The organism is Streptomyces sp. SYSU D01066-1 (genome assembly GCF_054956795.1).
Map to the genome: position 1 here is coordinate 349,003 of NZ_JBUDHV010000002.1, position 25,581 is coordinate 374,583.

The 25,581-nt window shown below is 74.4% G+C and carries 19 protein-coding genes, 3 tRNA genes and 2 pseudogenes; 17 read left to right on the top strand and 7 right to left on the bottom strand.

Annotated elements, in window-relative coordinates; genetic code table 11:
• Window positions 1-97 precede the first annotated feature (97 nt).
• Window positions 98-1,543, top strand: a complete 1,446-nt coding sequence (locus ACY1JF_RS03460) for a hypothetical protein (RefSeq protein WP_462703445.1) — start codon at window positions 98-100, stop codon at window positions 1,541-1,543.
• Between the two features lie 147 nt (window positions 1,544-1,690).
• Here ACY1JF_RS03460 and ACY1JF_RS03465 read toward each other — a convergent pair whose 3' ends face one another.
• On the bottom strand, window positions 1,691-2,287 hold the full coding sequence (locus ACY1JF_RS03465) for a histidine phosphatase family protein (RefSeq protein ID WP_462703446.1): 597 nt from the start codon (window positions 2,285-2,287) through the stop codon (window positions 1,691-1,693).
• A gap of 219 nt (window positions 2,288-2,506) precedes the next feature.
• Here ACY1JF_RS03465 and ACY1JF_RS03470 point away from each other — a divergent pair, with 219 nt between their 5' ends.
• The 7 genes and pseudogenes from ACY1JF_RS03470 (at window position 2,507) to ACY1JF_RS03500 (ending at window position 9,553) form a co-directional block, all read left to right on the top strand.
• Window positions 2,507-3,535, top strand: a complete 1,029-nt coding sequence (locus tag ACY1JF_RS03470) for a phosphatase PAP2 family protein (protein WP_462703493.1) — start codon at window positions 2,507-2,509, stop codon at window positions 3,533-3,535.
• Window positions 3,432-4,595, top strand: a pseudogene (locus ACY1JF_RS03475) (hypothetical protein); the annotation flags it as partial. The gene ACY1JF_RS03470 and the pseudogene ACY1JF_RS03475, both read left to right, overlap by 104 nt.
• Before the next feature lie 392 nt (window positions 4,596-4,987).
• Window positions 4,988-6,583, top strand: a complete 1,596-nt coding sequence (locus ACY1JF_RS03480) for a hypothetical protein (protein ID WP_462703447.1) — start codon at window positions 4,988-4,990, stop codon at window positions 6,581-6,583.
• Between the two features lie 128 nt (window positions 6,584-6,711).
• Window positions 6,712-7,995: an AAA family ATPase gene (locus ACY1JF_RS03485; RefSeq protein ID WP_462703494.1), complete on the top strand. Its 1,284-nt coding sequence runs from the start codon at window positions 6,712-6,714 to the stop codon at window positions 7,993-7,995.
• Between the two features lie 403 nt (window positions 7,996-8,398).
• Entirely contained in the window at window positions 8,399-8,767 is a 369-nt protein-coding gene (locus ACY1JF_RS03490) for a hypothetical protein (protein WP_462703448.1), read from the top strand.
• Between the two features lie 134 nt (window positions 8,768-8,901).
• Window positions 8,902-9,489, top strand: a complete 588-nt coding sequence (locus ACY1JF_RS03495; RefSeq protein ID WP_462703449.1) for a bifunctional DNA primase/polymerase — start codon at window positions 8,902-8,904, stop codon at window positions 9,487-9,489.
• Window positions 9,480-9,553, top strand: a tRNA-Lys gene (locus ACY1JF_RS03500). The genes ACY1JF_RS03495 and ACY1JF_RS03500 overlap by 10 nt, the downstream gene beginning before the upstream one ends.
• 122 nt (window positions 9,554-9,675) lie before the next feature.
• Here the strand turns inward: ACY1JF_RS03500 and ACY1JF_RS03505 are convergent.
• Window positions 9,676-11,055 carry a M6 family metalloprotease domain-containing protein gene (locus ACY1JF_RS03505; RefSeq protein ID WP_462703450.1) on the bottom strand — a complete coding sequence of 460 codons (1,380 nt, stop codon included), beginning with the start codon at window positions 11,053-11,055 and terminating at the stop codon, window positions 9,676-9,678.
• A 281-nt stretch (window positions 11,056-11,336) separates the two neighbouring features.
• Between ACY1JF_RS03505 and ACY1JF_RS03510 the strand changes: the two genes are divergently transcribed.
• On the top strand, window positions 11,337-13,238 hold the full coding sequence (locus tag ACY1JF_RS03510) for a putative bifunctional diguanylate cyclase/phosphodiesterase (protein ID WP_462703451.1): 1,902 nt from the start codon (window positions 11,337-11,339) through the stop codon (window positions 13,236-13,238).
• Here the strand turns inward: ACY1JF_RS03510 and ACY1JF_RS03515 are convergent.
• Window positions 13,214-14,314 carry an LLM class flavin-dependent oxidoreductase gene (locus ACY1JF_RS03515; protein WP_462703495.1) on the bottom strand — a complete coding sequence of 367 codons (1,101 nt, stop codon included), beginning with the start codon at window positions 14,312-14,314 and terminating at the stop codon, window positions 13,214-13,216. The genes ACY1JF_RS03510 and ACY1JF_RS03515 overlap by 25 nt on opposite strands.
• Before the next feature lie 300 nt (window positions 14,315-14,614).
• On the opposite strand from ACY1JF_RS03515, the gene ACY1JF_RS03520 reads away from it, so the two are divergent.
• Complete coding sequence (locus tag ACY1JF_RS03520; RefSeq protein WP_462703452.1) at window positions 14,615-14,944, top strand: hypothetical protein; 330 nt, start codon at window positions 14,615-14,617, stop codon at window positions 14,942-14,944.
• A gap of 408 nt (window positions 14,945-15,352) precedes the next feature.
• Here ACY1JF_RS03520 and ACY1JF_RS03525 read toward each other — a convergent pair whose 3' ends face one another.
• On the bottom strand, window positions 15,353-16,084 hold the full coding sequence (locus ACY1JF_RS03525; RefSeq protein WP_462703453.1) for a maleate cis-trans isomerase family protein: 732 nt from the start codon (window positions 16,082-16,084) through the stop codon (window positions 15,353-15,355).
• A gap of 1,183 nt (window positions 16,085-17,267) precedes the next feature.
• Here ACY1JF_RS03525 and ehuB point away from each other — a divergent pair.
• The 6 genes from ehuB (at window position 17,268) to ACY1JF_RS03555 (ending at window position 21,458) form a co-directional block, all read left to right on the top strand.
• Window positions 17,268-18,197 (top strand): ectoine/hydroxyectoine ABC transporter substrate-binding protein EhuB, encoded by a 930-nt coding sequence (ehuB, locus tag ACY1JF_RS03530; RefSeq protein WP_462703454.1) that lies wholly within the window; start codon window positions 17,268-17,270, stop codon window positions 18,195-18,197.
• Window positions 18,194-18,898 carry an ectoine/hydroxyectoine ABC transporter permease subunit EhuC gene (gene ehuC, locus ACY1JF_RS03535; RefSeq protein ID WP_462703455.1) on the top strand — a complete coding sequence of 235 codons (705 nt, stop codon included), beginning with the start codon at window positions 18,194-18,196 and terminating at the stop codon, window positions 18,896-18,898. The genes ehuB and ehuC overlap by 4 nt, the downstream gene beginning before the upstream one ends.
• Window positions 18,895-19,545 (top strand): ectoine/hydroxyectoine ABC transporter permease subunit EhuD, encoded by a 651-nt coding sequence (gene ehuD / locus ACY1JF_RS03540; RefSeq protein WP_462703456.1) that lies wholly within the window; start codon window positions 18,895-18,897, stop codon window positions 19,543-19,545. Before ehuC ends, ehuD begins: the two co-directional genes overlap by 4 nt.
• The gene (gene ehuA / locus ACY1JF_RS03545) at window positions 19,535-20,320 is read left to right on the top strand and encodes an ectoine/hydroxyectoine ABC transporter ATP-binding protein EhuA (protein WP_462703457.1); all 786 of its coding nucleotides are present in this window, start codon (window positions 19,535-19,537) and stop codon (window positions 20,318-20,320) included. Before ehuD ends, ehuA begins: the two co-directional genes overlap by 11 nt.
• Window positions 20,321-20,519: 199 nt before the next feature.
• Entirely contained in the window at window positions 20,520-21,278 is a 759-nt protein-coding gene (locus tag ACY1JF_RS03550; RefSeq protein WP_462703458.1) for an IclR family transcriptional regulator, read from the top strand.
• 106 nt (window positions 21,279-21,384) lie between these two features.
• Window positions 21,385-21,458 (top strand) — tRNA-Lys (locus tag ACY1JF_RS03555).
• 47 nt (window positions 21,459-21,505) lie between these two features.
• On the opposite strand, the gene ACY1JF_RS03560 is transcribed toward ACY1JF_RS03555, so the two are convergent.
• From ACY1JF_RS03560 to ACY1JF_RS03570, 3 genes and pseudogenes are all read right to left on the bottom strand, one after another.
• Complete coding sequence (locus ACY1JF_RS03560; protein ID WP_462703459.1) at window positions 21,506-22,129, bottom strand: lytic polysaccharide monooxygenase auxiliary activity family 9 protein; 624 nt, start codon at window positions 22,127-22,129, stop codon at window positions 21,506-21,508.
• Between the two features lie 127 nt (window positions 22,130-22,256).
• Window positions 22,257-23,387 (bottom strand): SPFH domain-containing protein, encoded by a 1,131-nt coding sequence (locus ACY1JF_RS03565; protein ID WP_462703460.1) that lies wholly within the window; start codon window positions 23,385-23,387, stop codon window positions 22,257-22,259.
• 53 nt (window positions 23,388-23,440) lie between these two features.
• Window positions 23,441-24,700 (bottom strand): annotated as a pseudogene (locus ACY1JF_RS03570) (peptidoglycan-binding protein); the annotation flags it as partial.
• A 536-nt stretch (window positions 24,701-25,236) separates the two neighbouring features.
• Between ACY1JF_RS03570 and ACY1JF_RS03575 the strand changes: the two are divergent.
• Window positions 25,237-25,310: transfer RNA gene (locus ACY1JF_RS03575), tRNA-Lys, on the top strand.
• Window positions 25,311-25,581 lie beyond the last annotated feature (271 nt).

A 25,581-nucleotide genomic window follows, 5' to 3' on the forward strand; every position in this document is an offset into this window, starting at 1 on the left:
GTTCGTGCTCGCCGGACGCCGGGCGGGCAAGGGGAACTCCCCTGACGGGTCGCCCCGGGTCCGGCAGGGTTCCACGGTTCGTACGGGAGGACCGGCCATGGCGTCGTCGACGGTGACCCCACCCCAGCCCGACCGGCCACCGCGGCCGAACCTGGTCTTCCGCCAGTTGCGCGGCCGGCGCTCGCCGGCCGAGTTCGCGGCGGCGGTCCGGCGGGCCGCGCGCGAGATCGGCGAGCGGGTCAGCTGCGACGCGCGGTACGTCGGCCGGGTGGAGACGGGCGAGATCCGCTGTCCCAACTACGCGTACGAGCGGGTGTTCCTGCACATGTTCCCCGGCCGCACCCTCACCGACCTGGGGTTCGCGCCCCGTTCGTCGGTCCGCGGCCGGCACGCGCGCACCGCTGCGGCTGCGGCGGACCAGGACCAGGCCCCGGCGGACCGGGCGGAGGCGGGCGGGGGGACGGCGGCACCCGTCTCCCCGGACGGCCCGGGGAACCCGTACACGCACGACGACCACGAGGAGAGCGACGTGCTGCGTCGCGCATTCATGAGGGGCGGGACCGTCACGATGGCCGCCGCCTCGCTGGGCCCGCTGGGACTCGCCCTGGACGCCCCGGCGGCCGAACGTCCGGTGCGCCGCTGCGGGGCGAGCGACGCCGGCGCCCTGGAGGAAGCCGTCCGCCAGATCCGGCTGCTCGACGACCGGCACGGCGCCGACGGACTCTACCGGCGCGCGGCGGCCCCGCTGCGCGCCGCGTACGCGCTGCTGGACGCCGGTGCGATGCGCCAGGCGACGGCGGACCGGCTCTACGCGGGCGCCGGCGAACTGGCGCTCTCCGTGGGCTGGCTGGCCCATGACTCCGGGCGTTTCGACGACGCGCGCTCCCACTACGCGGAGGCGCTGGCGACCGCCCGGATGACCGGGGACGCGGCCCTGGAGGCGCACGCCTTCTGCAACACGGCGTTCCTCGCGCGCGACGCGGGCCGGCCCCGGGAGGCGGTCCGGGCCGCCCAGGCCGCGCAGCGCGCCGCCCGGCCACTGGGCTCCGACCGGCTGATGTCGCTGCTGGTCCTGCGGGAGGCGGGCGGCTGGGCGGGGCTGGCCGACCGGGCCGGCTGCGAGCAGGCGCTGGCCCGGGCGCAGGCCCTGTTCGGCCGGGGCCCGTCCGACGCCGACCCCGACTGGATGAGCTTCTACGGCGAGGCCGAACTGGAGGGGCTGGAGGCTCAGTGCTGGTCCGCGCTGGGCGACTGGCCGCGGGCGGCCCGGCACGCGCGCCGCGCGGTCGAGCTCCAGGACCCGCACTTCACCCGCAACATCGCCCTGTACACGGCGGAACTCGCCGACGACCACGCCCGCGGCGGCCGGCCGGACGCGGCGGCCGCGGCCGGTCTGCGGGTACTGGACCTGCTCGGGGAGGTCCAGTCCACCCGGGTCCAGACGATGCTGGCGGGCACGGCCCGGGTGCTGACGCCGCATCGCCAAACGCGCGGGGTGTCGACGTTCCTGGAGCGCCACGGGGCGCTGCCGCGTACGGCGTGACGGGGCCGGCGGGTCCCGTCACGCCACCAGGTGACCGGGTGGCGGGGGCCGACAGCCCCCGTCGTCCCACCAAGTGACCAGGCGACCGGACCCGACAGACCCCGCCACCCCACCAAATGACCAGGCGACCGGACCCGACAGATCCCGTCACCCCACCAGGTGACCGATGTCGTTCCAGTTCTCGACGGCCGGTTCGCCGTAGGCCCAGCCGAGCACCGACAGGGAGGTCGGGTTCAGGCGTATGCGGGCCCCGAATTCCAGCGGCAGACCGAGCCAGCGGGCGCCGATCGACCGCAGGATGTGGCCGTGGGCGAAGACCAGGACGTCGCGGTCGGCCTCCCGGGCCCAGGCGACGACCTCGTCCGCGCGCGCGGTGACGTCCGCCGTGCTCTCCCCCTCGGGGACACCGTCCCGCCAGATCAGCCAGCCCGGCCGGACCGCCTGGATCCCGGCCGGCGTCATCCCCTCGTAGGCCCCGTAGTCCCACTCCATGAGCGCGTCCCAGGTCTGCGCCCGGTCGCCGAAGCCGGCCAGTTCGCACGTCTCACGCGCGCGTACCAGCGGGCTGGTGCGCACCTCGGCGGCGGGCAGGCCGTCGAGGGGCGCCCGGTGCAGCCGCTCGCCGAGCAGTTCGGCGCCGCGCCGGCCCTCCTCCAGGAGGGGCACGTCGGTCCTGCCCGTGTGTCTGCCGGACAGCGACCACTCCGTCTGTCCGTGCCGGGCGAGCAGGATGCGCGGTGCCATGAAAACGGCCTTTCAGGGTGAATGACGGGTAAATGCGGGGTGCAGCCCTTCCATCATCGCGTACACCCGGTACGGGCAACCCGGGGGGCGGCCGTGACGTCTATCAGGGCCGGAGGCGCCCCGCGGGCCTCCGCCGCCGTAGAGTGACACGCCCGGAACCGGCGGGTGTCCAGGGCAGGACGCGAGGAAGAAGAAGAGGAAGAAGGGGAGGTCGATCGGATGCCGCGCGCCGACGCACCAGGCACCGAGGCGGCCCCCGGGGACCGTCCGCGCTGGTGGACGGAGCTGCCGCTGATCCTCCTCGTCTACGCCTGCTACTCGGCCGGCCGGCTGCTGGTGCGGGGCGACGTCTCCGACGCCGTCGAGCACGGCCTGGCCGTCCTGCGCGTCGAGAAGGTGCTCCACCTCAACGCCGAGCACCCGCTGAACCGTCTCTTCACCCGTGAGCCCTGGCTCGGCGTGCCCGCCGACTTCTGGTACGCGTCCCTGCACTACCTGGTGACGCCCCTGGTGCTGGTGTGGATCTTCCGCTCCCGGGCGGTGCGCTACCGCGCCGCCCGGACCTGGCTGCTGACGTCCACGTTCATCGGTCTGATCGGCTTCACCCTGCTGCCGACCTGTCCGCCCCGGCTGCTCGCCCCGGCCCACGGTTTCGTGGACACGATGGCCCACTACAGCTCGTACGGCTGGTGGGGCGGGGAGGCGAGCGCGCCGCGCGGCCTGGGCGGGATGACCAACCAGTACGCCGCGATGCCGAGCCTGCACGTGGGCTGGGCGCTGTGGTGCGGGGTGATGCTGTGGCGGTTCGGCGGCACGCGCGTGAAGCGGGCGGCCGGCGTGGTCTACCCGCTGGTGACCACGGTCGTGGTGATGGGCACCGCCAACCACTACTTCCTCGACGCGGTCGCGGGCGCGGTGGTGATGGGCGCGGGGCTGGTGCTGACGCCGTACGTGCTGCGCGGCGCGGAGCGGGCGCGGGGCGCGGTCACCGCCTGGTCCGCCCCGGCGGGCGTCCGCCTCGCGCGGCGCTCCGCGGTCTCGGACTTCCCCGTTGCCAGTCCGGACTCCTCCGCCGTCAGTTCGGATCCCCCCGTTGTCAGTTCGGAGTCCCCTGTTGTCAGTGGGGGGTGCGAGACTTCCGCGGGTGAGCGATTTCCACGCCAGCGCGACGAGCGGCCCCGGCCCACAGCCGGGCCGGACGCCTCCCCCGCGGACACGGGAGACGGCGCTCCGGCACCGGCTCGCTGAGCTGCGCGGCCCCGACGTCCCCCCGAAGGCCCTGGACGCCCGCGCCCTGGCCGCCCTCGCGGCCAACCCCGGGTGCAGACGGCGCGCGATCCTGGACGGCGCCGGGGTGGACAAGACGAGCCTGGCGAGCGCGCTGGGCGCGCCGTCGGTCTTCGGCCAGTCCCAGTTCGCCTTCGTACGGGGCAACGCGTTCGAGAGCCGGGTCAAGGCGGACGGCGGCGCGGAGCTGCTGCGGCTGGTGCACGAGAAGCTGGACCGGGGCGCCGAGCCGCCGCGCGAGGCCGAGACGCCCGATCTGACCGCGGACGGTCCCCGGGGGCGCACGGCGCGCACGGAGCTGGTGCTGCGGGAGGCGACCGGGGCCGCCGCGTGGACCCTCCTCGACCATCCGATGCTCGCCCTGGACGTGGCCGGTTCCCCCGCCTACCTGGAGCCGGACGCAGTGGTGGTGCACCCGGACGGCAGCTGGACGGTCGTGGAGATCAAGTCGTTCCCGGTGCTGGACGGCTCGGCGGACCCGGCGAAGGTCGGTGCCGCGGCCCGGCAGGCCGCGGTGTACGTGCTGGCGCTGGAGGAGCTGGCCGCGCGGCTGCGGCCCGTCCCGCGCGTACGCCACCGGGTCCTGCTCGTCTGCCCCAAGGACTTCTCCAACCTGCCCACCGCCGCCGCCGTCGACGTGCGCAAGCAGCGCGCGGTGACCGGCCGGCAGCTGGCCCGGCTCACCCGGATCGAGGAGATCGCCGACGCCCTGCCCGAGGGCACGTGTTTCGCCCCGGACCGGCCGGCCGAGGAGCTGGCGGCGGCGGTCGAGGCGGTCCCGGCGGCGTACGCGCCCGAGTGCCTGTCCGCCTGCGAGCTGGCCTTCCACTGCCGTGCCCGGTCCCGGGCGGCGGGCGCGGTGACCACTCTCGGCCGTCAGGCGCGGGCCGAGCTGGGCGGGCTGGCGACGGTCGAGGACGTGCTGGCGGCGGCCGACGGCACGGCCGGTGACCCGGACGATCCGGCGGTGGCGGCGCTGCGCCGGGCGGCGGAACTGCGGGCCGAGGCACTGGAGGCGGCGCGGCCGCCGGAAACCGCCGAGCCTCTGGAGGCCGCCGAAACTGCCGGGACCACTGGGACTGCCGAGGCTGCCGGGACCGCGGGGACCGCCGGGACCACTGGGGCTGTCGGGACCGCCGGGACCACTGTGACTGCCGGGACCACTGGGACTGCCGAGGCTGCCGGGACCCCGGGGACCGCCGGAACCACTGGGGCTGTCGGGACCGCCGGGACCACTGTGACTGCCGGGACCACTGGGACTGCCGAGGCTGCCGGGACCCTCGGGACCGCCGGGACCACTGGGATTGCCGGAATCCCCGAAACCCGCGGGACCTCCGAGCCTCCTGAAACCCCCAGGGCCGCCGGAACCACTGAGACGGCGGAGACCGCCGAGGCGCGGGCGGTGGAGGCGGCATGGCGCTGATCGGCACGCTCGCCCGGCTGGAGGCCGTACGCACCGGCCGTGCGCAGCCGGCCGCCACCGTCCGGCACCGGCACCTGTCCGACCGGCCCCTGGTCCTCGTCCCGCTCGTCACGGCCGGCGAGGTCGGCGCCCCGCTCGGCGCCCTGGTCGGTACCGACCGCGACGCCCCGCGCCTGCTGGTCGTCCCCCAGCCCCGCGACCGCGACCTGCGGTTCGGGTTCCTGGCCGAGCTGGCCGACGTCGTCCTGCCGCACATCGAGGCGTACGCCGACGCCGTCGAGGCCGCCGAGCGCACCGAGACCGACCCGGAGACCGGCAAGCGGGTCAAGGTGGAGGTCGAGCTCTGCGCGGACGCCGCGCAACTGGTGGTGCCGAGCCGTGCGGGCATCGGCCTGGTGCGGCTGCTGGGCCGCTCCATGCGGTTCCGGCGCACGGCCGACCAGGACCCGCAGGCCCCGCACCCCGCGCCGCCGCGGGTGCCGCTGCTCGGCCGCTGGCTGACCCACTACGGCGAGCGGGCCCGCGTCCCCGGCTCCTCCCTCCTGCTCGCCATGACCGATCTGCTGGGCCGGCACTGGGCGACGGGGCAGTCCACGCTGGAGGACCAGCACCTCGGCGCCCTGCTGGCCTGGATCGACCCGCCGGAGGGCACCACCGGGGCCGAGGCCGCGCTGCGGGCGGAGCTGGCCCGGGACGCGGACGGCCAGCTGCTGTGCCCGCCCGCCGGTCCGGCCACCGACCCGGCGTTCGACAACAAGCTGCTCGCCCCCGCCATCGAGCGCTACGACCGCGCCCGCACCGCGCTGGCCGCCGCCGAGGACGGCCTGGAGGCCGACGAGCGGTACGGCGCGGTGAGCACCGCCGAGCGGGAGATCCGCGACCTGGTGCTCAGCCGTACGCGGCCCACCTGGGACGCGGTGTGGCACGGCCTGGACCTGCTGCGGCGACTGCCCGCCGGGGCGCACGTCGAGGAGCGGTGGACCCGCGACCGCTGGTCGTTCACCGGGCACCGCGACCGGATCGTCTCCGGCGAGCCCCCGCAGCCGCGCCGCGACGACGCGGTGACGGCCGCGAACAAGCTGGCCACCCGGGAGCGCGAGCAGGCCCGCCTGGACGCCCAGGAGGCCCTGGACGACCCGCTGGTGATGGCGGGCCGACGGCTCGCCGGGGAGGCGTTCACCGGGGAGGTCGTAGACGTGGTCATGACGTACAGCGAGGGCAGGCGGCCGAGTCCGCGCCCGCTGGTCACCGTCCGCACCGACGACCGGCCGCAGCTCGGCGAGCGGGTGCGGGTGTACCGGTCGCTGGGCGGGAAACCGCAGTCGGCCGAGTACGTCGAGCAGGCCGGGGAGGGCGTCTTCGTCCTGCGGATCGTCGACAAGATGGGCCGCGGCAAGGAACCGGAGGCCGGGTCCGTGCCCGAGAAGGGCGACCGGATCTGCTTCACCCTCTTCGAGCACGAGCAGCGCGGCGGCGCGAAGCTGCCCGATCCGGAGGCGACGCCGTGGACCCACGGCGGGCCGCCGGGCGAGACGGCCGCCGTACCGGAAGCCCCCGACCCGCTGACCGAGGAGGACCTCCTGTGACCACCGAGGCCCTGCCGACCACCGGCGGACCGACCACCGGAAGTCCGGCCACCGGCGGACCGGCCACCGGAAGTCCGGCCACCGCTCCCTTCGATCCGGGCGCCGCGGCCGCCCGTGCCACCGACGCGATCCTCGCCGACACCCTGCACGGCACGCACCGCGGCGTGGTCGTCGACTCCCCGCCGGGCGCCGGCAAGTCGACGCTGGTCGTGCGGGCGGCGCTGGAGCTGGCCGAGGCGGGCCGCCCGCTGATGGTGGTCGCGCAGACCAACGCCCAGGTCGACGACCTCGTCCTGCGCCTCGCCGAGAAGAACCCCGAGCTGCCGGTGGGCCGGCTGCACAGCAGCGACACCGACCCCTACGACAAGGCGCTGGACGCGCTGGACAACGTACGGACGTCAGCGAAGGCCGCCGACCTGACCGGGCTGGCGGTGGTGCTGTCGACGGCCGCGAAGTGGGCGCACGTGAAGGTGGACGAGCCGTGGCGGCACGCGATCGTCGACGAGGCGTACCAGATGCGCTCGGACTCACTGCTCGCCGTCGCCGGCCTGTTCGAACGGGCGCTGTTCGTGGGTGATCCCGGGCAGCTGGACCCGTTCTCGATCGTGGGCGGCGAGCAGTGGGCGGGCCTGTCCTACGATCCGTCGGCCTCCGCCGTCAGCACGCTGCTCGCGCACAACCCGGACCTCCCCCAGCACCGCCTCCCCGTCTCCTGGCGCCTCCCGGCGTCGGCGGCGCCCCTGGTCTCGGACGCGTTCTACCCCTTCACGCCGTTCCGCAGCGGCACCGGCCCCGACGACCGGCGGCTCGCCTTCGCCGTGCCCTCGGACGGTTCCGGCCCCGACCGGGTGATCGACGAGGCCGCCGCCTCCGGCTGGGGCCTGCTGGAGCTGCCCGCGCGGCACACCCCGCGCACGGACCCGGAGGCGGTGGGGGCGGTGGCGGCGGTCGTCGGGCGGCTCCTGGAGCGGGAGGGGGCGGCGGTCTCCGAGCGCTCACCGGACCCGGCGCCGCTCACCTCGGGCCGGATCGCGGTCGGCACCGCCCACCGCGACCAGGCGGCGGCGGTGCGCGCCGCGCTGGCCGCCCTCGGCGTCACCGGCGTCACCGTCGACACGGCCAACCGGCTCCAGGGACGGGAGTACGACGTGACGGTGGTCCTGCACCCCCTCTCCGGCCGCCCCGACGCCACGGCGTTCCACCTGGAGACCGGCCGCCTGTGCGTCCTGGCCTCCCGGCACCGGCACGCGTGCGTGGTCGTCTCCCGGGCGGGCGTCGACGAACTCCTGGACGCCTATCCGTCCACGGAACCGGTCCAACTGGGCACGACCGTGAAGTTCCCGGACGGCTGGGAGGCGGTGATGTCCACCTGGGAGCACTGGCGCAGGCACCGGGTGACCTGGCAGCCCTGACCAGCCCCCCACCACCACCCGCCCCGCAGACACTCAGAACAGCACCGCCCCATCCGCCGGACGGAGTCCGGCACGCCGCCGCAGGCGGCCAACGAATACAGCCCGGACGGCTGGGAGGCGGTGATGTCCACCTGGGAGCACTGGCGCAGGCACCGGGTGACCTGGCAACCCTGACCAACCCCCACCACCACCCGCCCCGCAGACACCCAGAACAGCACCGCCCCACCCGCCGGACGCCGCCCGGCACGCCGCCGCAGGCGGCCGGCCCAGGCGGCCGGCGCACCGGTCCACGGCCCCCGGCCCCGCGCCCGGGCCGCGGCGGAAGGCCCTCTTGCGTGGGCGCGGGACAATGGACGGTGGCCCGTTCCCACCGGGTCATGTGCGACGTACGAGGAGGAGAGACATGGCGGAGCCCACGCCGCGTCACCACGAACCGCGGCTACGCCCCGCGCCCCTGCTCTTCGAGCCCGCGGCCGCGGCCGCCGACCCGGAGCACTTCTTCGATCTGGAGTCGATCGACGATCCACGGACCCTGCTGGACCGGGCCACGGAGCTGACCCAGGCGTTCCGCGCGGCGACGGACCGGGCGGTGGAGTTCCAGGCGATGGCGGCGGCGCAGCTCGCGGACCCGCGGCGGTTCGACCGGCTGACCACCGCGGACATCGCGGAGCGGGCCGAGTGGACCGAGGACTACGCCAAGAAGATGGTGGAGTTCGGCCGGGACCTGATGCGGGGCGGGGAGAGCGGCCCCGGGCACGCCGAGTCGGTCTGACCGGCGGCTGACGAGACGAAGAACGACGGGCATATGCCAAAGAAGCGGGCACGATACCGGTCCGGCTCGGCCCTTGTCCCGCGTTCCGGCGACTCAGGGATACAGGTTCTTCACAGACGGTAGACAAGTCCCCCATGAGCAGTCCTCCGCACGTCTCCCACGTCACCCCGTCCGGTGCCGCCTGGCTGGCCTCCGCCACCGCGTGTCCGCACGACACGCTCGACTTCTGGAAGGAGCGGCCCCAGACCCCGCTGGTCCTGCCGTGCGGCTCGGCGTTCGACGTGGTGAGCGCCCCGGTGCTGTTCGGGCGCCGGATACTGGACCGGATGTGGACCGAGGGTCCGGGCTCCGGCCCGGTGGCGGAGTGCCGCGGCCGGATACTGCTCTTCGCCGCGCCGGGCACCGCGCAGCGGCTGCCCTCGCTGCTGGCGTGGGAGGAGTGGGGGACGCGCGGCCGGTCCGACGGCGACGGCCGTACCGGTGCCGTGCCGCCCCTGTTCTGCCACGGCACCGGGGACACCGTGACCGTCCCCGCGCCGGCCGGCTCCGCCCGGTCGTCCGCCCGCTGGCTGGTCGCCCCGGACACCCGCCGGCCCTGGCTGCCCGGCCCGGAGGTCCTGCTGTGGGCGGCGGTGCGGGCGGCCCGCGCGGCCGTGCGGATATCGATTTTTCCTCCCGCCGAGGTGGGTGCTAATGTCTACGACGTCAGCAGGCGCCGCTAGCTCAGTTGGTTAGAGCAGCTGACTCTTAATCAGCGGGTCCGGGGTTCGAGTCCCTGGCGGCGCACGACATCGACGGCGAGGCCGGTTCGCGGAAACGCGAACCGGCCTCGCCGTGCGTGGCGGGGGCGCCACCCGCCGCCCTCCTCCACCCGCCGCCCTCCTCCGCCGGTCATCCGCCTCCGCCGGTCATCCGCCCGCCTCCGCGAAGCGACCCGTCGCGATCTTCACCGTCCAGGCCCCCGACACCGTCCGCCCCTCCACCTCCACCCGCACGCCCTCCCCCGGCACCGTGAAGCTCTCGCCGAGGGCGACTGGCGCGTCGGCGAGCGGCGGATAGACCGAGTCCGTCCAGCACGCCCCGGTGCGCGGGTGGGCGTCGACGACCTCGACCGGCCCCCCGCCGGACTCCGCCCCGCTGCGCACCCGGTACACCAGCACCCCCGCCCGGCAGGCGGCGACATCGTTGCCGACCGGGCCGCGCGCCTCCAGGGCGAGGACCTCGTCGGCGCCGGTGCGCACGACCGCGAGCTTGGTGCCCCGGCCGAGACCGAAGGCCGGGGCCCCCGCCGCCCCGGTCACCGGCACCCCGGGCCCCGCGCCCAGCGGCTCCAGGGTGAGCCGGACCGGGCCGGCGCCCCGCACGCACGCCACCTGCCTCGGCTGGAGCCATCCCAGTTTCCACTTGTGCCAGCCGAACAGGTCCGGCGCCAGCCCGAACTGGCTGCCCATCAGGTCCCAGTCGCCGACGTGGGTGTCCCAGTCGCCCCTGCCGTCGACGGGCCGGTTGTACAGGTCCGGCAGGTCGAAGACGTGTCCGGTCTCATGGGCGAGGACCAGCCGGTCCGGCGGATGGTCCTCGAACACCGTGACCACCCGCCGGATGTCGGTGCCGTCCGCGCGCAGCGGGGTCCGCAGGTTGACGACCTTCGTGGCGTCGGAGTCCACGCCGGGCGCGTACGGGTCGGCGACGAAGTACACGATGTCGTAGCGGGAGAAGTCGACCCGGGCGTCGGCCGCGGCGAGCGCGTCGCGCAGGTAGGCGGCGCGGTGCTCGGCGCTCCAGTCGCGCTGTATGGCGTACGCCGTCGACGGGCGCGGCATCCGGATCCAGTTCCGCAGGGGGTGCGGGCGCAGCGTGAACTTGCCGTAGGAGGCGCGCTGGAAGAACCGGGTGGTGGCCGGGAAGTGGTCGGCGGCCAGCTCCCGGGGCGCGGCCAGGGGGCGGGAGTCGGGGAAGGACAGGAACACCATCACCGCGTCCAGCGCGCGGACCGGCCGCGGGTAGCCGGCGTTCCAGGTGGCCACGCCCTCGGAGTGGTGCGCCTGGGTGCGTTCCAGGGCGCAGGGCGCGGGCGAGAAGGGCTCGGCCACCGAGGGGGCGGTGATCAGGGAGGTCGCGGCCAGCGCCGACAGGGTGGTGGCCACGGCCGCGGTGCTGCGCAGTCTCGGCCAGGCTCCGCCGCCCGGCCGGCCGCCCGCGCCGAGGCCCTTGAGGGTCTCACGGGGAAGTCGCCTCAGGGGGAGCTGGCGCGGCACGTGGACCTCCGGGTGCGGTTCTCGGAACACCGCACCCAGCTTGTGCGTATTTGTCGTACTGCGCCCTGTTGGTGTGGGCCGGACGGGTGAGCCGTCACCGGATTGCCGAAAGTGGCCGCTTCCCCCCACTCACGGAACGTCACAACTGGTCGGGGGTGTTTAGAACCCGGCCAGGGGCGAGCAGAAACGATCTGTCAGGAGGGTGCGGGAGAGCCGGCGACCGCCGTGCGGCTGGAAGGGCCGGGAACCACCCTCTATGATCGGCACACTTTCCTGCACGGACAGAGATCGAGGCACTGCGGGAGCTAGCGGTGAGCGGAACGTCCGAAGGGCCGGCGCCCGTGGCAGACCTCGACGGGTCGGCCGCCACAGAGAGTGACATCGAGGTGGCGACCCGTGCTGCGCACACGGGTCGTACGGAGCCCCCGGCCCGTGCGCAGTCCCCGGCCCGCGCCGAACCCCCGGCCTACCGCTCGGCGTTCACGGCGGCGCCGCTCGCCATGGCCGTCGTCGACTCCGAGGGGATCGTCGTCAGCGCCAACGACACCCTCGGCACCCTCTTCGGCACCACGCCCCAGGCGCTGGCCGGGCGGTCGGCGGCGGACCTGGTGGACCTCGCCGGCGACACCCGGGCCTGGCGGGCCTACCGCGAGGTGCTGTGCGGGCGCCGGCCCCGGCTGCGCTGCACGCGACGGCTCAAGCGCCCCGACGGCGAGTTCCTGTGGGCGCAGGTCACGGTGGAACCCCTGGCCGGGGAGACCCCCGGGCTGCTGCTGTCGGTCGCCGACATCAGCGCCCGGCACGAACTCCAGGCCCGGCTGCGGCACTTGCAGATGCACGACCCGGTGACCCGGCTGCCCAACCGGACCCTGTTCTTCGAGCGGCTCACCGCCGCGCTGGAACCGGAGTCCTACGAGGGCGGCACCGGCCGGATCGGCCTGTGCTACCTCGACCTGGACGGCTTCAAGGCCGTCAACGACACCCTCGGCCACCGCGCCGGGGACCGGCTGCTGGCGGCCGTCGCCGAACGCCTGACGCGCTGCGCCGAGGAGGCCGCGCAGCCCCGGACCGGTGCCGGCGCGCCGCTGGTGGCCCGGCTCGGCGGCGACGAGTTCGCGCTGCTGGTGGAGGGCTCCACGGGCACCGACCAGCTCGCCGACCTCGCCGAGTCGGCGCTGACCGCGCTGCGCGAGCCCGTCGACCTCTTCGGCCGTCCCGTCTCGGTCACCGCGTCGGTCGGTGTCGTGGAACGCCACGCGGCCGGCACCAGCCCCACCGCCCTGATGCAGGCCGCCGACACCACGCTGTACTGGGCCAAGGCCGACGGCAAGGCCCGCTGGACCCTCTTCGACCCCGAGCGCAACGCCCACCGCATGACCCGCCAGGCCCTGGCCGCCACGCTGCGCCCGGCGATCGAGCGCGGCGAGTTCGCGCTGGAGTACCAGCCGCTGGTCGGCATGGAGGACGGACGGCTGCGGGGCGTCGAGGCGCTCATCCGCTGGAAGCATCCTCAGTTCGGCGTACTGGCGCCGAATCGGTTCATCGCACTGGCGGAGGAGGACGGCTCGATCGTCCCGCTGGGCCGCTGGGTGCTGCGCACGGCGTGCGAGCAGGCGCGGCGCTGGCAGCTCGACCACCCGGGCGAGCCGCCGATCTTCGTCAGCGTCAACGTGGCCGTCCGCCAGGTCTGGGACTCCGACCTGGTGGCGGACGTGGCACGCACCCTGGCGGACACGGGCCTCCCCCCCGAACTGCTGCAACTGGAGCTGACCGAGTCGGCGGTGATGGGCTCGGCCGGCCGGCCGCTGCAGACCCTGAAGGCCCTCAGCGACATGGGCGTGCAGATCGCCATCGACGACTTCGGCACGGGGTACTCCAACCTGGCGTACCTCAGCCGCCTGCCGGTCTCCGTCCTGAAACTGGACGGTTCCTTCGTCCGCGGCTTCCAGTACGACGCGCGCGGCGCCGAGCGGGACGGGGACCCGGAGCGGGACGGTGCGAGTCCGGCGGACGAGGTCATCGTCGAGGCGATGGTCCAGCTCGCCCACCGGCTCGGCCTGACGGTCACCGCGGAGTGCGTGGAGACCTCCGACCAGGCCACCCGGCTGCGCCGGATCGGCTGCGACACGGGACAGGGCTGGCTGTACTCCCGTCCCGTGTCACCGGACCGCATCTCCGAGCTGCTGGTTCAGGCGGTCGCGGGCAAGCCGTAGGCGTCGGCGATCAGCTCGTAGCTGCGCAGGCGTACGTCGCCGCCGTGCGCGTTGGCGGTGATCATCAGCTCGTCGGCGCCGGTCCGCTTCCGCAGGTCGTCGAGGCCGGCGCGGACGGCGTCCGGGGTGCCGTGGATGACGTTGCTGTTCCAGGAGGTGACGAACTCCTCCTCCATCGGGCTGAAGTCGTACGCCTCGGCCTCCTCGGGCGTCGGGACGAGTCCCGGCCGGCCGGTGCGCAGCCGCACCATGTTCAGCGCGGCGGCGAGCACCTGGCGCCGGGCCTCCTGCTCGTCGTCGGTGGCGAGGGCGGAGACGCCGATCAGGGCGTAGGGCTCGTCGAGGACCTCGGACGGGCGGAAGTTCTCCCGGTAGAGGTCCAGGGCGGGGAGGGTGTTCTGCGCGGAGAAGTGGTGGGCGAAGGCGAACGGCAGGCCGAGGGTGGCGGCGAGGCGGGCGCTGAAGCCGGAGGAGCCGAGGAGCCAGACCGGGGGGCGGTGCGGGGACTGCACCCCGCCCGGTGAGGTCGCCTGCACGGGACCGGGTACGGCGTGGATACGGCCGTAGGGGTGCCCGTCGGGGAAGTCGTCGTCGAGGAACCGGGTCAGCTCGATCAGCTGCTGGGGGAAGTCGTCGGCGCCTTCGTGCAGCCGGTCGCTGCGGCGCAGGGCGGCGGCGGTGGCGCCGTCGGTGCCGGGGGCCCGGCCGAGGCCGAGGTCGATCCGGCCCGGGGCCATGGCCTCCAGCGTGCCGAACTGCTCGGCGATGACGAGCGGGGCGTGGTTGGGCAGCATGACGCCGCCCGAACCGAGCCGTATGCGGTCGGTGTGCGCGGCGAGGTGGGCGAGGATCACGGCGGGCGAGGAGGAGGCGACGCCGGGCATGGAGTGGTGCTCGGCGACCCAGTACCGGTGGTAACCGCGGGCCTCCGCGAGGCGGGCGATGTCCACGCTGGTGCGCAGGGCGTCGGAGGCGGTGCGGCCGGCGCCGACGGTGACCAGGTCCAGGACGGAGAGGGGGACGGGGGCGGTGCCGTGCGTGGTGCCCCGGATCTCCCCCGCGGCGTCTGTGGACATGGACATGGTGGGGTGCCTCCTGCTTTCGGGTCGTTCACTCGCCCGGGGTTCAACGGGAGGGGGTGGCCGGCTATTCCCCACCGGCTCCGGCGGCCACAGCCCGATGTGCGGATCGGCCGAGGGTCCGGTACGATCATCATGAGCTGGTCGACGGAGCGGATCCGAACAACCGGCACTGCGTTGGTGGTCCAAGGAAAGACGTCCCGCTTCCTGCGGGGAGATGCAGGTGCAAGGCCTGCCCGGCGCTCCAGAGCAAGGCGACGGAACCCCGGCCCCGCTTCGGCGGGCCGGGGTTCCGTCGTGTCAGCCGAGCTTCGCGGCCTGCGCCTCGATGACCGCCGTCGGCTGGTCGAAGGCGTCGCCCCGGGTGGCGGCCGCGATGCCGAAGGACGAGAAGCCCGCGAGGGTGGTGCCCTGGCGGAAGACGGCGACCTGGTCTCGGTCCGCTCGCCGGCCACCTCCTCCCGGACCGTCCAGGCGACGGCGTCCTCGCCCGCGCCGATCTCGCCGGTGACGATCCCGGTGACCTGCTCCCGCTCGCCGTCGTCCGTCAGGGCGAAGCCCTCGGCGCACGTCTCGCCGGCCTCGCGGATCGCGGCGAGGGCCCGTTCCGCGCCGTCGGCGTCGTAGGAGCACAGGGAGGTCGTCGTCTTGGTGATGTCGAGGGAGTCGATCGTCGCCTCCTCGGCCTCCTCCTCGGACATCCGCGCGAGTTCCTCCAGCGACGGCATGCCCTTCCTGGCCGCCGCGGACTCCAGGGTGACCAGCCGCTGCGCGCTCGCCGCGGGTTCCGCCACGGTTCGCTCAGGGGTGCACGGTGTGCGCATCCGGCGTTCATGCGATACGATCATCATGCGCTGGTCGACGGAGCGGATCCGAACAACCGGCACTGCGTTGGTGGTCCAAGGAAAGACGTCCCGCTTCCTGCGGGGAGATGCAGGTGCAAGGCCTGCCCGGCGCTCCAGAGCAAGGCGACGGAACCCCGGCCCCGCTTCGGCGGGCCGGGGTTCCGTCGTGCCGCAGGGGTCTCGCCCGTCCTCATGCCTGGACCAGCGGCTCCCGCGTGAACAGCGTTCCCAGTTCCGGCGCGTTCACCCGGCGGTCCGCCAGGCGCAGGGCCTCCCAGACGGTGACCTGGTTGGCGGTGAGGACCGGCTTGCCCACCTCTTTCTCCAGCGACGGGATGTACGCGGCCGTGTGCAGGGCCGTACCGGGCAGGAGCAGTGCCTCCGCGTCCGGACGGTCGGCCGAGCGGGCCAGCGCCAGCACCTCGGCCTCACCCCACGTGCCGGCCTCGGCCGCGGTGGTGACGCCCGCGCCGTGGACGCCGACGGCCTCCAGGCCGGCCGCGCGCAGGAAGTCCGCGAAGCGGCCCGCCACGTCCTGCGGGTACGTCGCGCCGATCGCCACCCGGCGTGCCCGCAGCTCACGTGCCGCGTGGGCGAAGGCGAAGGACGTGGAGGAGGCCGGCATGCCGGCCGTCGCCGCCAGGGTGCGGACCTGTTCGTGGGCACCGTCCCAGCCCGGCGCGAAGCTGCCGCTGGTGGAGGCCCACACCACGGCCTCGGCACCGGCGTGCCGCAGTTCCTCCAGGCACGCCGCGACCCGCGCGGGCGAGCCCATCCCCAGCGGAGCGTCCACGCGGTGCGCCTCCTCGCCGACGTCGGTGCGCACCAGGTCGACCCGGATGTCGCTGCCCAGGAGCTGCTCGATGCGTGGGTAGTCGTCCTCGCCGGCGTGGCCCGGGTACAGGAACCCCAGTGCTGTCATGTCCACCCTTCCTGCTGTCGCTCCTCGACGGGGCCGGAGCGCGCCCGGATCGGTCAGCGCCCGACGCGGCCCCACGGCACGGGTACCCAGCCGGCGCGGCGCCGCCCACACCGTCACTTGGTTGGCCGAGACCGCCGGGGGGCGCGGTCCGGCCTCCGGCCGCGGGGTCACGTCGTGGGCGGACAGGTGCGCCCGCCGCGCACCGCAGGGGTCTCGCGCCGGGCGGGAAGAGGGCAACAGGCCGGGAGCACGGTCGTGTTGACGAAGGCGGGCTCCGGTGCGGGCGTGATCGTTCCGTCCGTGTCACCGCCCGTGTCACCGCCGGGTCACCCGCGTCACCGCCCGGCCGGCAGCCGGTCGGTCCCCGGTCCCGGAGGCACGCTGCCGACGGCCCGCCCCGCCGCGCTCGTCCTCGACGCCCCGGCCCGGCCCCGGCCGGCCGGCCGGGCGCGCGGGCGTCGAGTACGTGGACGGGGCCGGGCCCGCCGCGCGGCTGCCGTCCACGTCACCCGCCGCACGGTGCTGCTGGGCGGCGTGGTGGCCGGGGAGGGGAACCGGGAGGTCGGGGAGATCCTCTTCGCCCCCCGGCAGGTGGCCGAGGACGTACTCCCCGCGGGCGGGTTCCGTCGTGCTCGCCGGGCAGGAGACGTTCCTGGTGAGCCCGGACGGGGACGACGCCGACCGGCTCCAGGAACCCTGGCACCTGACCGGCCGGCGGCTCGTCATCGAGGCCGAGTACGAGTCGTCGTACGGCGGTGAAGGTCGTCGTACGGCGGCGAAGGTCGTCGTACGGCGGCGAAGGTCGTCGTACGGCGGTGAGGGCTTCTCCGTGACGTCGGCCAGGACCGCCGGAAGCCGGACGTCTCCCCCGGATCCTCCGGCGACGGCCCGGATGCCGCGAGTGACGGGAAGGCGGCATGGGTCCCGTTACGGGCGTGTCCGGTGCGGCAGGCGCCGCCGGGCAGTGCAAGCACGTCCGGACGGCCGCGCGGGTGAGCGGGGCCCGGTCGTCGAGCAGGCGGGCGCCGCACCGGCTCCCGCGCTCGACCAGCGAGTTCCCGCCGGCGCGACCGGCCGTGCCCCACGGCCGTGCCCGGCGCCGCCCGGGCCGAGGGGACCCGGCGGCACGAGAGGGCCGGAAAAGACCGGCATGACTTTCCCGGAGTTGGGAAGGCGCGCGCCCATGGCTCCACCACACAGAACCCCGTCAAGGGGACGAACGGACCACAAGTCCGGGATACCCGGGCCCAGTCGCCGAACGCTGCTCGCGGGGGTCGCGGCGCTCGGCGCGCTGGGCGCGGCCGGATGCTCGCGGGTGGCGACCGCCTCGGACGCCGAGGGCGGTGACCTCCTCGAGCGGCTCCGGGCGCAGGGCGTGGCGCGGCTCGGTATCGCCGGCGAGATCCCCTTCGGGTACATCGACAAGGACGGTGAGCTGACCGGCGAGGCGCCGGAGGTGGCGAAGGTCATCTTCCGGCGGCTCGGCGTGGACCGGGTGCAGCCGGTGCCGACGGAGTTCGGCTCGCTCATCCCGGGGCTGGCGTCGCAGCAGTTCGACGTCGTGGCGGCCGGGATGTACATCAATCCCGAGCGCTGCGAACAGGTCATCTTCTCCGACCCCGACTACCAGATGCTCGACTCCTTCATCGTGCGCAAGGGCAATCCCCTGGGGATCGGGAACTACCAGGACGTCGTCGCGAAGAAGGCCAGGTTCGCCACCGGCACCGGGTACGCCGAGATCGCCTACGCGGTGGAGGCCGGGTACCGGGAGAGCGACATCCTCATCGTCCCCGACCAGGTGGCCGGCCTGAACGCCGTCGAGGCCGGGCGCGTGGACGTGTTCGCGGGGACCGCGCTGACCACCCGCGAGGTGGTGAAGAAGTCCAGCAAGGCCGAGGTGACCGAGGCGTTCAAACCGATCGTGGACGGCGAACCGCACGTCGACGGCGGCGGGTTCTGCTTCCGGCCCACCGAGACCGCCCTGCGGGACGCCTTCAACGAGGAGCTCCACCGGCTCAAGGAGAGCGGCGAACTGCTCCGCATCCTCAGGCCGTTCGGGTTCACCGAGGACGAGATGACGGATCTGACCGCGAAGGAGCTGTGCGGCGGATGACCACGGGACTGTGGGAACTGGTGCTCCAGGGCGTCTGGGTCACGGTCCAGCTGCTCGTCTGCTCGGCGCTGCTGGCGACGGCCGTCTCCTTCGTGGTCGGCGTCGCGCGCACCCACCGGCTGTGGATCGTCCGCTTCCTGGCGGGCTTCTACACGGAGGTCTTCCGGGGGACCTCGGCCCTGGTGATGATCTTCTGGGTGTTCTTCGTGCTGCCCCCGGCCTTCGGCTGGCAGCTGGTGCCGCTGTGGGCGGGCACGCTGGCGCTCGGCCTGACCTACGGGGCGTACGGGGCGGAGATCGTGCGCGGCGGGCTCGGCGCCGTCGACCCGGCGCAGCGGGAGGGCGGCATCGCGCTCGGCTTCACGCCCTGGCAGCGGATGCGGCTGATCCTGCTGCCGCAGGCGGTGCCGGAGATGATCCCGCCCTTCTCCAACCTGCTGGTCGAACTGCTCAAGGGCACGGCCCTGGTGTCGGTCATGGGCATGGGCGACCTGGCGTTCAGCGGCAACCTGGTGCGGCTCGCGCTCCAGGAGAGCGCGGAGATCTACACGTACGTCCTCCTCATCTACTTCGTGATCGCGTTCCTGCTGACGCGGGGGATGCGCGGGCTGGAGAAGAAGCTGAAGGCGGGTGTCGGCAAGGCGCCGCGGAGGAGGACGGCCGTGCCCGGGCCGGCCGGGGCGGGGGCGGGTCTTCGATGAACTGGGACTGGAGCGCCGTCTGCGACTTCATGCCGCACTTCTGGGACGGTCTGCTGGTCACCCTGCGGATCCTGGTCCTCGGCTCGGTGATCTCGTTCGTCCTGGGCCTGGTGTGGGCGCTGCTGACGCGGGCGCCCACGCGCTGGGTGACCTGGCCGGTGGGGGTGGTGACGGAGTTCGTCCGCAACACCCCGCTGCTGGTGCAGCTGTTCTTCCTCTTCTACGTGCTGCCCGAGTGGGGGATCACCGCCTCGGCGATGACCACCGGTGTCATCGGCATCGGCCTGCACTACTCGACGTACACGATGCAGGTCTACCGGGCCGGCATCGAGGCGGTGCCCGTCGGCCAGTGGGAGGCCGCGACGGCGCTGAACCTGCCGCCGTACCGGACCTGGACCGCGGTGATCCTGCCGCAGGCGGTGCGCCGGGTGGTGCCCGCCCTCGGCAACTACGTGATCTCCATGCTGAAGGACACCCCGATGCTGATGGCGATCACCGTGCTGGAGATGCTCGGCGAGGCACGGCTGTTCTCCCAGGAGACGTTCCGGTTCACCGAGCCCCTGACGGTGATCGGCATCGCCTTCATCGCCCTCTCCTACCTGGCCTCCCTTGCCCTGCGAGCCCTGGAGCGACGCCTTGCCCACTGACCCCCTCCCCCAGCCCGGGAAGAACCCCCGGAAACCGACGGGAGAACTGATCCGCCTGGAGAAGGTCACCAAGCGGTTCGGGACCACCACCGTCCTGGACCACCTGGACTTCTCCGTCGACGCCGGCCGGCACGTCACCCTGATCGGGCCGTCCGGGTCGGGCAAGACCACGATCCTCAGGCTGCTGATGACGCTGCTCAAGCCCGACGAGGGCACCATCACCGTGGACGGGCAGCGGCTCTTCCCGGCGCCCGAGAAGCAGGTCCGCGAGGTCCGCAAGAAGATCGGGATGGTGTTCCAGCAGTTCAACCTGTTCCCGAACATGTCGGTACTGCGCAACATCACCGAGGCCCCGGTCACCGTGCTCGGCCTGTCCAAGGACGAGGCCGAGGCGCGCGCCCGGGACCTGCTGGACCTGGTGGGGCTCGCCGACAAGTGCGACGCCCGGCCGGCCCGGCTCTCCGGCGGCCAGCAGCAGCGCGTCGCGATCGCCCGCGCGCTGGCGATGCGCCCACGGGTCCTGCTGCTGGACGAGGTGACCTCCGCGCTCGACCCGGAGCTGGTCGCGGGCGTCCTGGACGTGCTGCGGGACATCGCGCGCTCCACGGACATCACGATGCTCTGCGTGACCCACGAGATGAACTTCGCCCGGGACATCTCCGACCAGGTACTGATGTTCGACTCCGGGCGGGTCATCGAGGCCGGCCCCCCGGAGAAGATCTTCAGCGAGCCGGAGCACGACCGCACCCGGGAGTTCCTCAGCGCGGTCCTGTGACCACCCGCCGTCACCTGCCCCGACGCCCGAGGACCGCGGCGTCGGGGCCTTCCCCTGACATATGCCGCCGGTCAGCCGCCCAGTTGGGAGCGGCGGATCCGGCCGACAACCGCTCCCGCCCGGCCGCCCGGCCGCTATCGTGGAGGGGAATCCGCCGTCCGGGCCACGGCCACAGGAGCGAGCGCATGGGGAGACCACCGTGGCGCTGCAACACGAGCCGACCGTCCCGCACCACTCGGTCCAGGACGCCCTGCGCGTGCTGGAGACGGTGGCGCGGCTGACCGCCCCGGTCACCGACACCGAGCTCGCCCGGCGCGCGGGCCTGGGGCAGGAGCGGCTGGCCCCGCTCCTGCGGATGCTGCGCCGCGAGGGGTACGTCGAGCGGACCGCCGAGGGGACGTACACCACCGGGCAGGCCCTCACCCGTCTGAGTTCGGCGCACGGCCACGAGGAGGCGCTGCGCGAGAAGCTCCAGCGGACGCTGGACCGGCTGCGCGACTCGGTCGGCGCCGCCGTCTACATCAGCCGGTACGTCGACGGCGAGGTCAGCGTCACCCAGTACGCCGACGGTCCCGGCACGCCCAGGGTCAACGAGTGGGTGGACTTCCGCCGCTCGGCGCACGCCACCGCGATCGGCAAGAGCCTGCTGACCCAGCTGGACCACGCCGGGCGCCGCGACCACCTCGCCCGGCACCGGATGGCCCGCCTCACCTCGCGCACCATCACCAGCGACCGGCTGCTGCTGTCCCGGCTGGCGGCCCAGCCGCCGACCGTTCCGGTGCTCGACCTCCAGGAGTACGCGGTGGGGACGGTGTGCGCGGCGGTGCCGATCACGGCCGGGGCGACGGCGGGGTGCCTGGCGCTGTCGCTGCCGGTGGAGCACGCGCACCGGCTGCGCCGGGCCGCGGACGCGCTGAACCGGGAGGCGGCGCCGGTCCTGTTGTCCTTGGCCATCTAGGGCCCGCACCACTCCGGCCCGCGCCCCGCACCGCTCCGGCCCGCGCCCCGCACCACTCCGGGAGGCGGGCCGGAGCACCCCCTCGGACCAGGTACTATTGACCCATGCGCCGCTAGCTCAGTTGGTTAGAGCAGCTGACTCTTAATCAGCGGGTCCGGGGTTCGAGTCCCTGGCGGCGCACCGGACGGAAGGGTCCCCCGCTTCGGCGGGGGACCCTTCCGCGTTCCTCAGAACGTGACGTCCGAGCAGGCGTAGAACGCGTTGGCCGTGTCCGCGATCGTCCACACCGCGACGATGACGTGGTGCCCGCTCAGCCCGGTCGGCAGCGCCCCGCTGTGCGAGAGCGTGGCCGGCGGCTGGGCGTTGTTGTACGGCACCGTCAGGAACGGGGTGAGGTTGAGGTCGGAGCGGGCCAGGTTGTGGTCCTGGTTCCAGCCCTGCTTGGTGACGTAGTACCGGAAGTCGGTGGTGCGGTGTCCGACCGTGAACTGCCAGCGGAAGGTGTAGTTCTGTCCGCCGGTCACCTTCGTGGTGGGCCACGCGCCGCCGCCGGGCGTCCTGGGGGCGTCGAGTTGGGCGAACCGCGTGTTGTTCGCGGAACATATCTGCCCGTCCGCCGGCCCGGAGGAGGGGAAGCCCTTGGGGCCCTCGACGCTCTGCGGCTCGTACTGGATCGAGCCGCAGTTGCTGACGGAACCGTTCTGGCAGAGCTTCTGCCGGCTGACCGGCAGGTCGGTGTAGCCGTGGCCGCTGGCGACGCCGCCGGAGGTGAGCACGAGGGCACCGGTGGTCGCCAGGCCCACCGCCCCGGCGCAGGCCGCGATCCTGCTCCGCTTGGTCTTCTTGCGCATGCTGCCGCTCCCTGGAGGACGTGGGGGGAAGTTCAGTGAGCCGTGCAGGTCTAGACCAAGTCCCAGATTATGGTCGCGGATTGAACATGTCCATACCAAAAACATGCCCTGCCGAAAACGGGACCGGTCAGGGTCCCGTCTCACCGCGCCCCGCGCAGAACGCCACCGTGAGGTCCTTCACCAGGGCCTTGCGCTCGTAGTCGTCGAGGTCCACCAGCCCGCGCGTGGTGAGCCGGGTCACCGTGTCCTCCACCGAGTCCACCACCGAGGTGAGCAGGCTCGCCCGCTGGACCGCGTCGAGCGCGGCGATCCGGCGCCGGTGCATCGCGGCGGCCACCTCCGGCGCGTACTCCACCCGCACCGGCCGCACCGCGAACACCTCGACGCCGACCGCCGCCGCGTCCGCCGCCACCAGCCGGGTCAGCGCCTCGCCCGCCGTGTCCGCCGAGGCCCGCGAGGTGCCCGGCGGCTCCACCGGCACCCGGGCGAGCGCCGCCTCCACGCACTCGCGCAGATACGTCTCGTGGTCCTCGACGCCGAGCACGGCCCGCGCGGTGTCCCGCACCCGCCACACCACCAGCGTCACCGCCCGCAGCGCGACCCCGTTGCCGTCGGCCGCGGGCATCGGCTCGCTGCGCCAGTGTCGCAGCCGCACGTCGACCCGGCGGCGCAGCAGCAGCGGGTTGACCCACATCAGGCCGGTGCGCCGCACCGTCCCCCGGTAGCGGCCGAACAGGCCCAGCACCCAGGCCCGCCCGGTCCGGCCCCGGGCCAGCCCGCCGAAGCCGAACAGCCCCAGCGCCCCGGCGCCCGCGTACGCCGCCCACTGCGCGGGCCCGAGCCCGGCCCCGCCGTACGCCGGCAGCCGCAGCGCCTCCAGCGCCGGCGGCGGCAGGAGCCCCGTCCACCAGGAGGTGACCGCGCAGCCGGCCGCGCCGCAGACACCGGCCAGCACGCCCGCGGCGCCGGGCAGCACCCTGGCCGGGCGTTCCGCCAGCGCCGGGTCGACCTGCGGCGCGGGCCGGGGCTTGGCGACCGGGCGGCGCACCCGCGGCTGCTCCCCGGTGCCCTGCCGGCGGCCGACGACCGCGGGCCGCAGCGGCACCGGCACCGGTTCGGGGTCGTCCCGGAAGAGCAGGTGGACGGGGATCTCGGTGGTGGCCTCGTTCTGGATGAGCCGCACCGGCCGGGCCGCGTCCTCGGGCGGACCGGCCGGGTCGGGACCGGGCGGGGTGGTGGTCGAAGAGGTCGTACTCATGCGTGCTCCAGCCTCCGCGCCAGACGCGTCGTGCGGGCGCTGACTTGACGTGCTCAGGCGAACAGTCGCCGCCAGGTCTCCGGCCCCGGGAAGCCGTCCGCCGCGCCGCCGCGCCAGCCCTGGGCCCGCTGGAACGCCTCGACGGCCCTGCGGTCCGCGGCGCCCCAGCGCGGACCGGGGCCGGACGGGTAGAACCGGCCGTACCCCTTCTGCACCAGCCGCTCCCCGAGCCGGGTGACGTGGTCGCCGTGGGCGCCCGGGCGGAACGCGGCCCGGCCCGGGTAGCCGGGCACCGCGTGCGGGGCCGGCGGCACGGCCGGGTTCCGGCCCCCGGCGGGGATGTCCCGCCCCGCGCCGGACACCAGCAGCTCCCAGGTGCGCCGGCCCGGCAGTCCGTCGGCGTCGGCGCCCCGCCAGCCCTGGGCCAGCTGGAACGCCCGGGTGGCCCCGCGGTCCGCCTCCGACCAGCGCGGCCCGGGGCCGGCGGCGTAGAAGCGGGCGCCGCCGCGCCGGGCGAGCAGTTCGCCGAGCCGGGCGACGGAGGCGTTGTCCGCGCCGGGTCCGAAGGCCGCCGCCCCCGGGTAGGCGTCCGCCGGGGTGTCCGTCCCGGCGGCGGCCGGCGCTCCGCCGGTCAGGCCGGCCTCCACGCCCTGGTAGCGGTAGGGCAGGTAGCGGGCGGAGTTGTTCCAGTAGGCGTACGGCGTGGTCTGCCGGCGGGTGTGCGGGGGCGTCTGCTCGTAGGCGACGTACCGGGTGCGCGCGGCATCGGTCCAGCCGCCGAAGATCACCACGTGGGACCCCTTCTGGGGGTCGGCCTCGTTGTGGAACAGCAGGATGTCGCCGGGCTGGAGTTCGGCCTTGGTGATGCGGTCGGCGAACTTCCCCAGGCTGCCGGTCCACTCGTTGGCGGGCAGCCCCCAGGCCATCGAGACGTAGCCCGAGCAGTCCTGCCGGTAGCCGTCGGACCAGTAGGCGCTCATGCTGTACGGCACTTTCGCGTCGACCCACTTCTGGGCCCGGGCGATGATCTGGGCGCGGGTGGTCTTGGGGAGGGGGGCGCCGGCCACCGGGCCGACCGGCGCGCCGCCGGGCCCGTGCAGCGGGGCCCGGCCGCCTTGGGGGGTGTCCTGACCGTCCCGGGCGTCCGGGGCGCCGGGGGTCCGGGTGGGGGTGGCCTGACCGTCCGGAGCACCGGGGGTCCGGGTGGGGGTGGCCTGACCGTCCGAGGCACCGGGAGTCCGGGCCGGAGCGACCTGACCATCCGGAGCACCGGGAGTCCGGGCCGGAGCGACCTGACCATCCGGAGCACCGGGGGTCCGGGCCGGAGCGACCTGACCATCCGAAGCACCGGGAGTCCGGGCCGGAGCGACCTGACCATCCGAAGCACCGGGAGTCCGGGCCGGAGCGACCTGACCATCCGGGGTGCCGGGGGTGTCGTCCGCGGGGGCGCCGGGGCGCTGCGGGGCGTGGGCGGACGCCGGGAGGGCCGCCGCCGCGCCCGCGGCGAACGCGGCGGAGGCGGTGGCCGCCACCACGAGGGCCCGCCGGCCGGCCGGGTGGGCGGGGGCCGCGGCGGAGGGCGGCAGGACCCGGCTCCGGTGACGGCAGCCGGGGCAGTCGCAGTCGTCCGCCGGGTCGGTCTCCTCGAATACCGGCGTCTCCATGCGATCTCCCTCACACTCCGGCCGGACGTGTCCGCTGCGGTACACGTGCGTCAGTCTCGCAACGGTCGGCGGGGTGCGCATGTTGACGGTCCGAATGATGTACGGGCGCCCCCGCGCGCCCCCCGGGCGCCGCCCGGTGGTCGGGAGCACCCCGCGGGGTCGGGTAGAGTTGATGACGTCAGCAGGCGCCGCTAGCTCAGTTGGTTAGAGCAGCTGACTCTTAATCAGCGGGTCCGGGGTTCGAGTCCCTGGCGGCGCACCGACGACCGAAGGCCCCTCGCGCGAGCGAGGGGCCTTCGGTGTTTCCGGTCTCTCCGCGCGATCTCCACAGACGCCGCAATCGGCGCGTATGGCCGGTAAACACCTCGTTTCCCGCCTTGCGATCATGCTGAACGGCGTAGAACCCTGGTCGGTCGAGGGGGCACGGAGCCGGTTGGCGGTACTGCGGGGTGAGGGGCCCGCAGGAGGCCGGATGCCGAAGGGGCATCATGCAACCGGAAGGACGCCGTTCCATGTCTATAAGGTGTGGA

Bases quoted from the DNA above. Each gene is read 5' to 3' on its own strand.
- ACY1JF_RS03460 (WP_462703445.1), top strand. From the start codon at position 98: ATGGCGTCGTCGACGGTGACCCCACCCCAGCCCGACCGGCCACCGCGG.
- ACY1JF_RS03465 (WP_462703446.1), bottom strand. From the start codon at position 2,287: ATGGCACCGCGCATCCTGCTCGCCCGGCACGGACAGACGGAGTGGTCG.
- ACY1JF_RS03470 (WP_462703493.1), top strand. From the start codon at position 2,507: ATGCCGCGCGCCGACGCACCAGGCACCGAGGCGGCCCCCGGGGACCGT.
- ACY1JF_RS03480 (WP_462703447.1), top strand. From the start codon at position 4,988: ATGGCGCTGATCGGCACGCTCGCCCGGCTGGAGGCCGTACGCACCGGC.
- ACY1JF_RS03490 (WP_462703448.1), top strand. From the start codon at position 8,399: ATGGCGGAGCCCACGCCGCGTCACCACGAACCGCGGCTACGCCCCGCG.
- ACY1JF_RS03495 (WP_462703449.1), top strand. From the start codon at position 8,902: ATGAGCAGTCCTCCGCACGTCTCCCACGTCACCCCGTCCGGTGCCGCC.
- ACY1JF_RS03515 (WP_462703495.1), bottom strand. From the start codon at position 14,314: ATGTCCACAGACGCCGCGGGGGAGATCCGGGGCACCACGCACGGCACC.
- ACY1JF_RS03525 (WP_462703453.1), bottom strand. From the start codon at position 16,084: ATGACAGCACTGGGGTTCCTGTACCCGGGCCACGCCGGCGAGGACGAC.
- ehuB (WP_462703454.1), top strand. From the start codon at position 17,268: ATGGCTCCACCACACAGAACCCCGTCAAGGGGACGAACGGACCACAAG.
- ehuC (WP_462703455.1), top strand. From the start codon at position 18,194: ATGACCACGGGACTGTGGGAACTGGTGCTCCAGGGCGTCTGGGTCACG.
- ehuD (WP_462703456.1), top strand. From the start codon at position 18,895: ATGAACTGGGACTGGAGCGCCGTCTGCGACTTCATGCCGCACTTCTGG.
- ACY1JF_RS03560 (WP_462703459.1), bottom strand. From the start codon at position 22,129: ATGCGCAAGAAGACCAAGCGGAGCAGGATCGCGGCCTGCGCCGGGGCG.
- ACY1JF_RS03565 (WP_462703460.1), bottom strand. From the start codon at position 23,387: ATGAGTACGACCTCTTCGACCACCACCCCGCCCGGTCCCGACCCGGCC.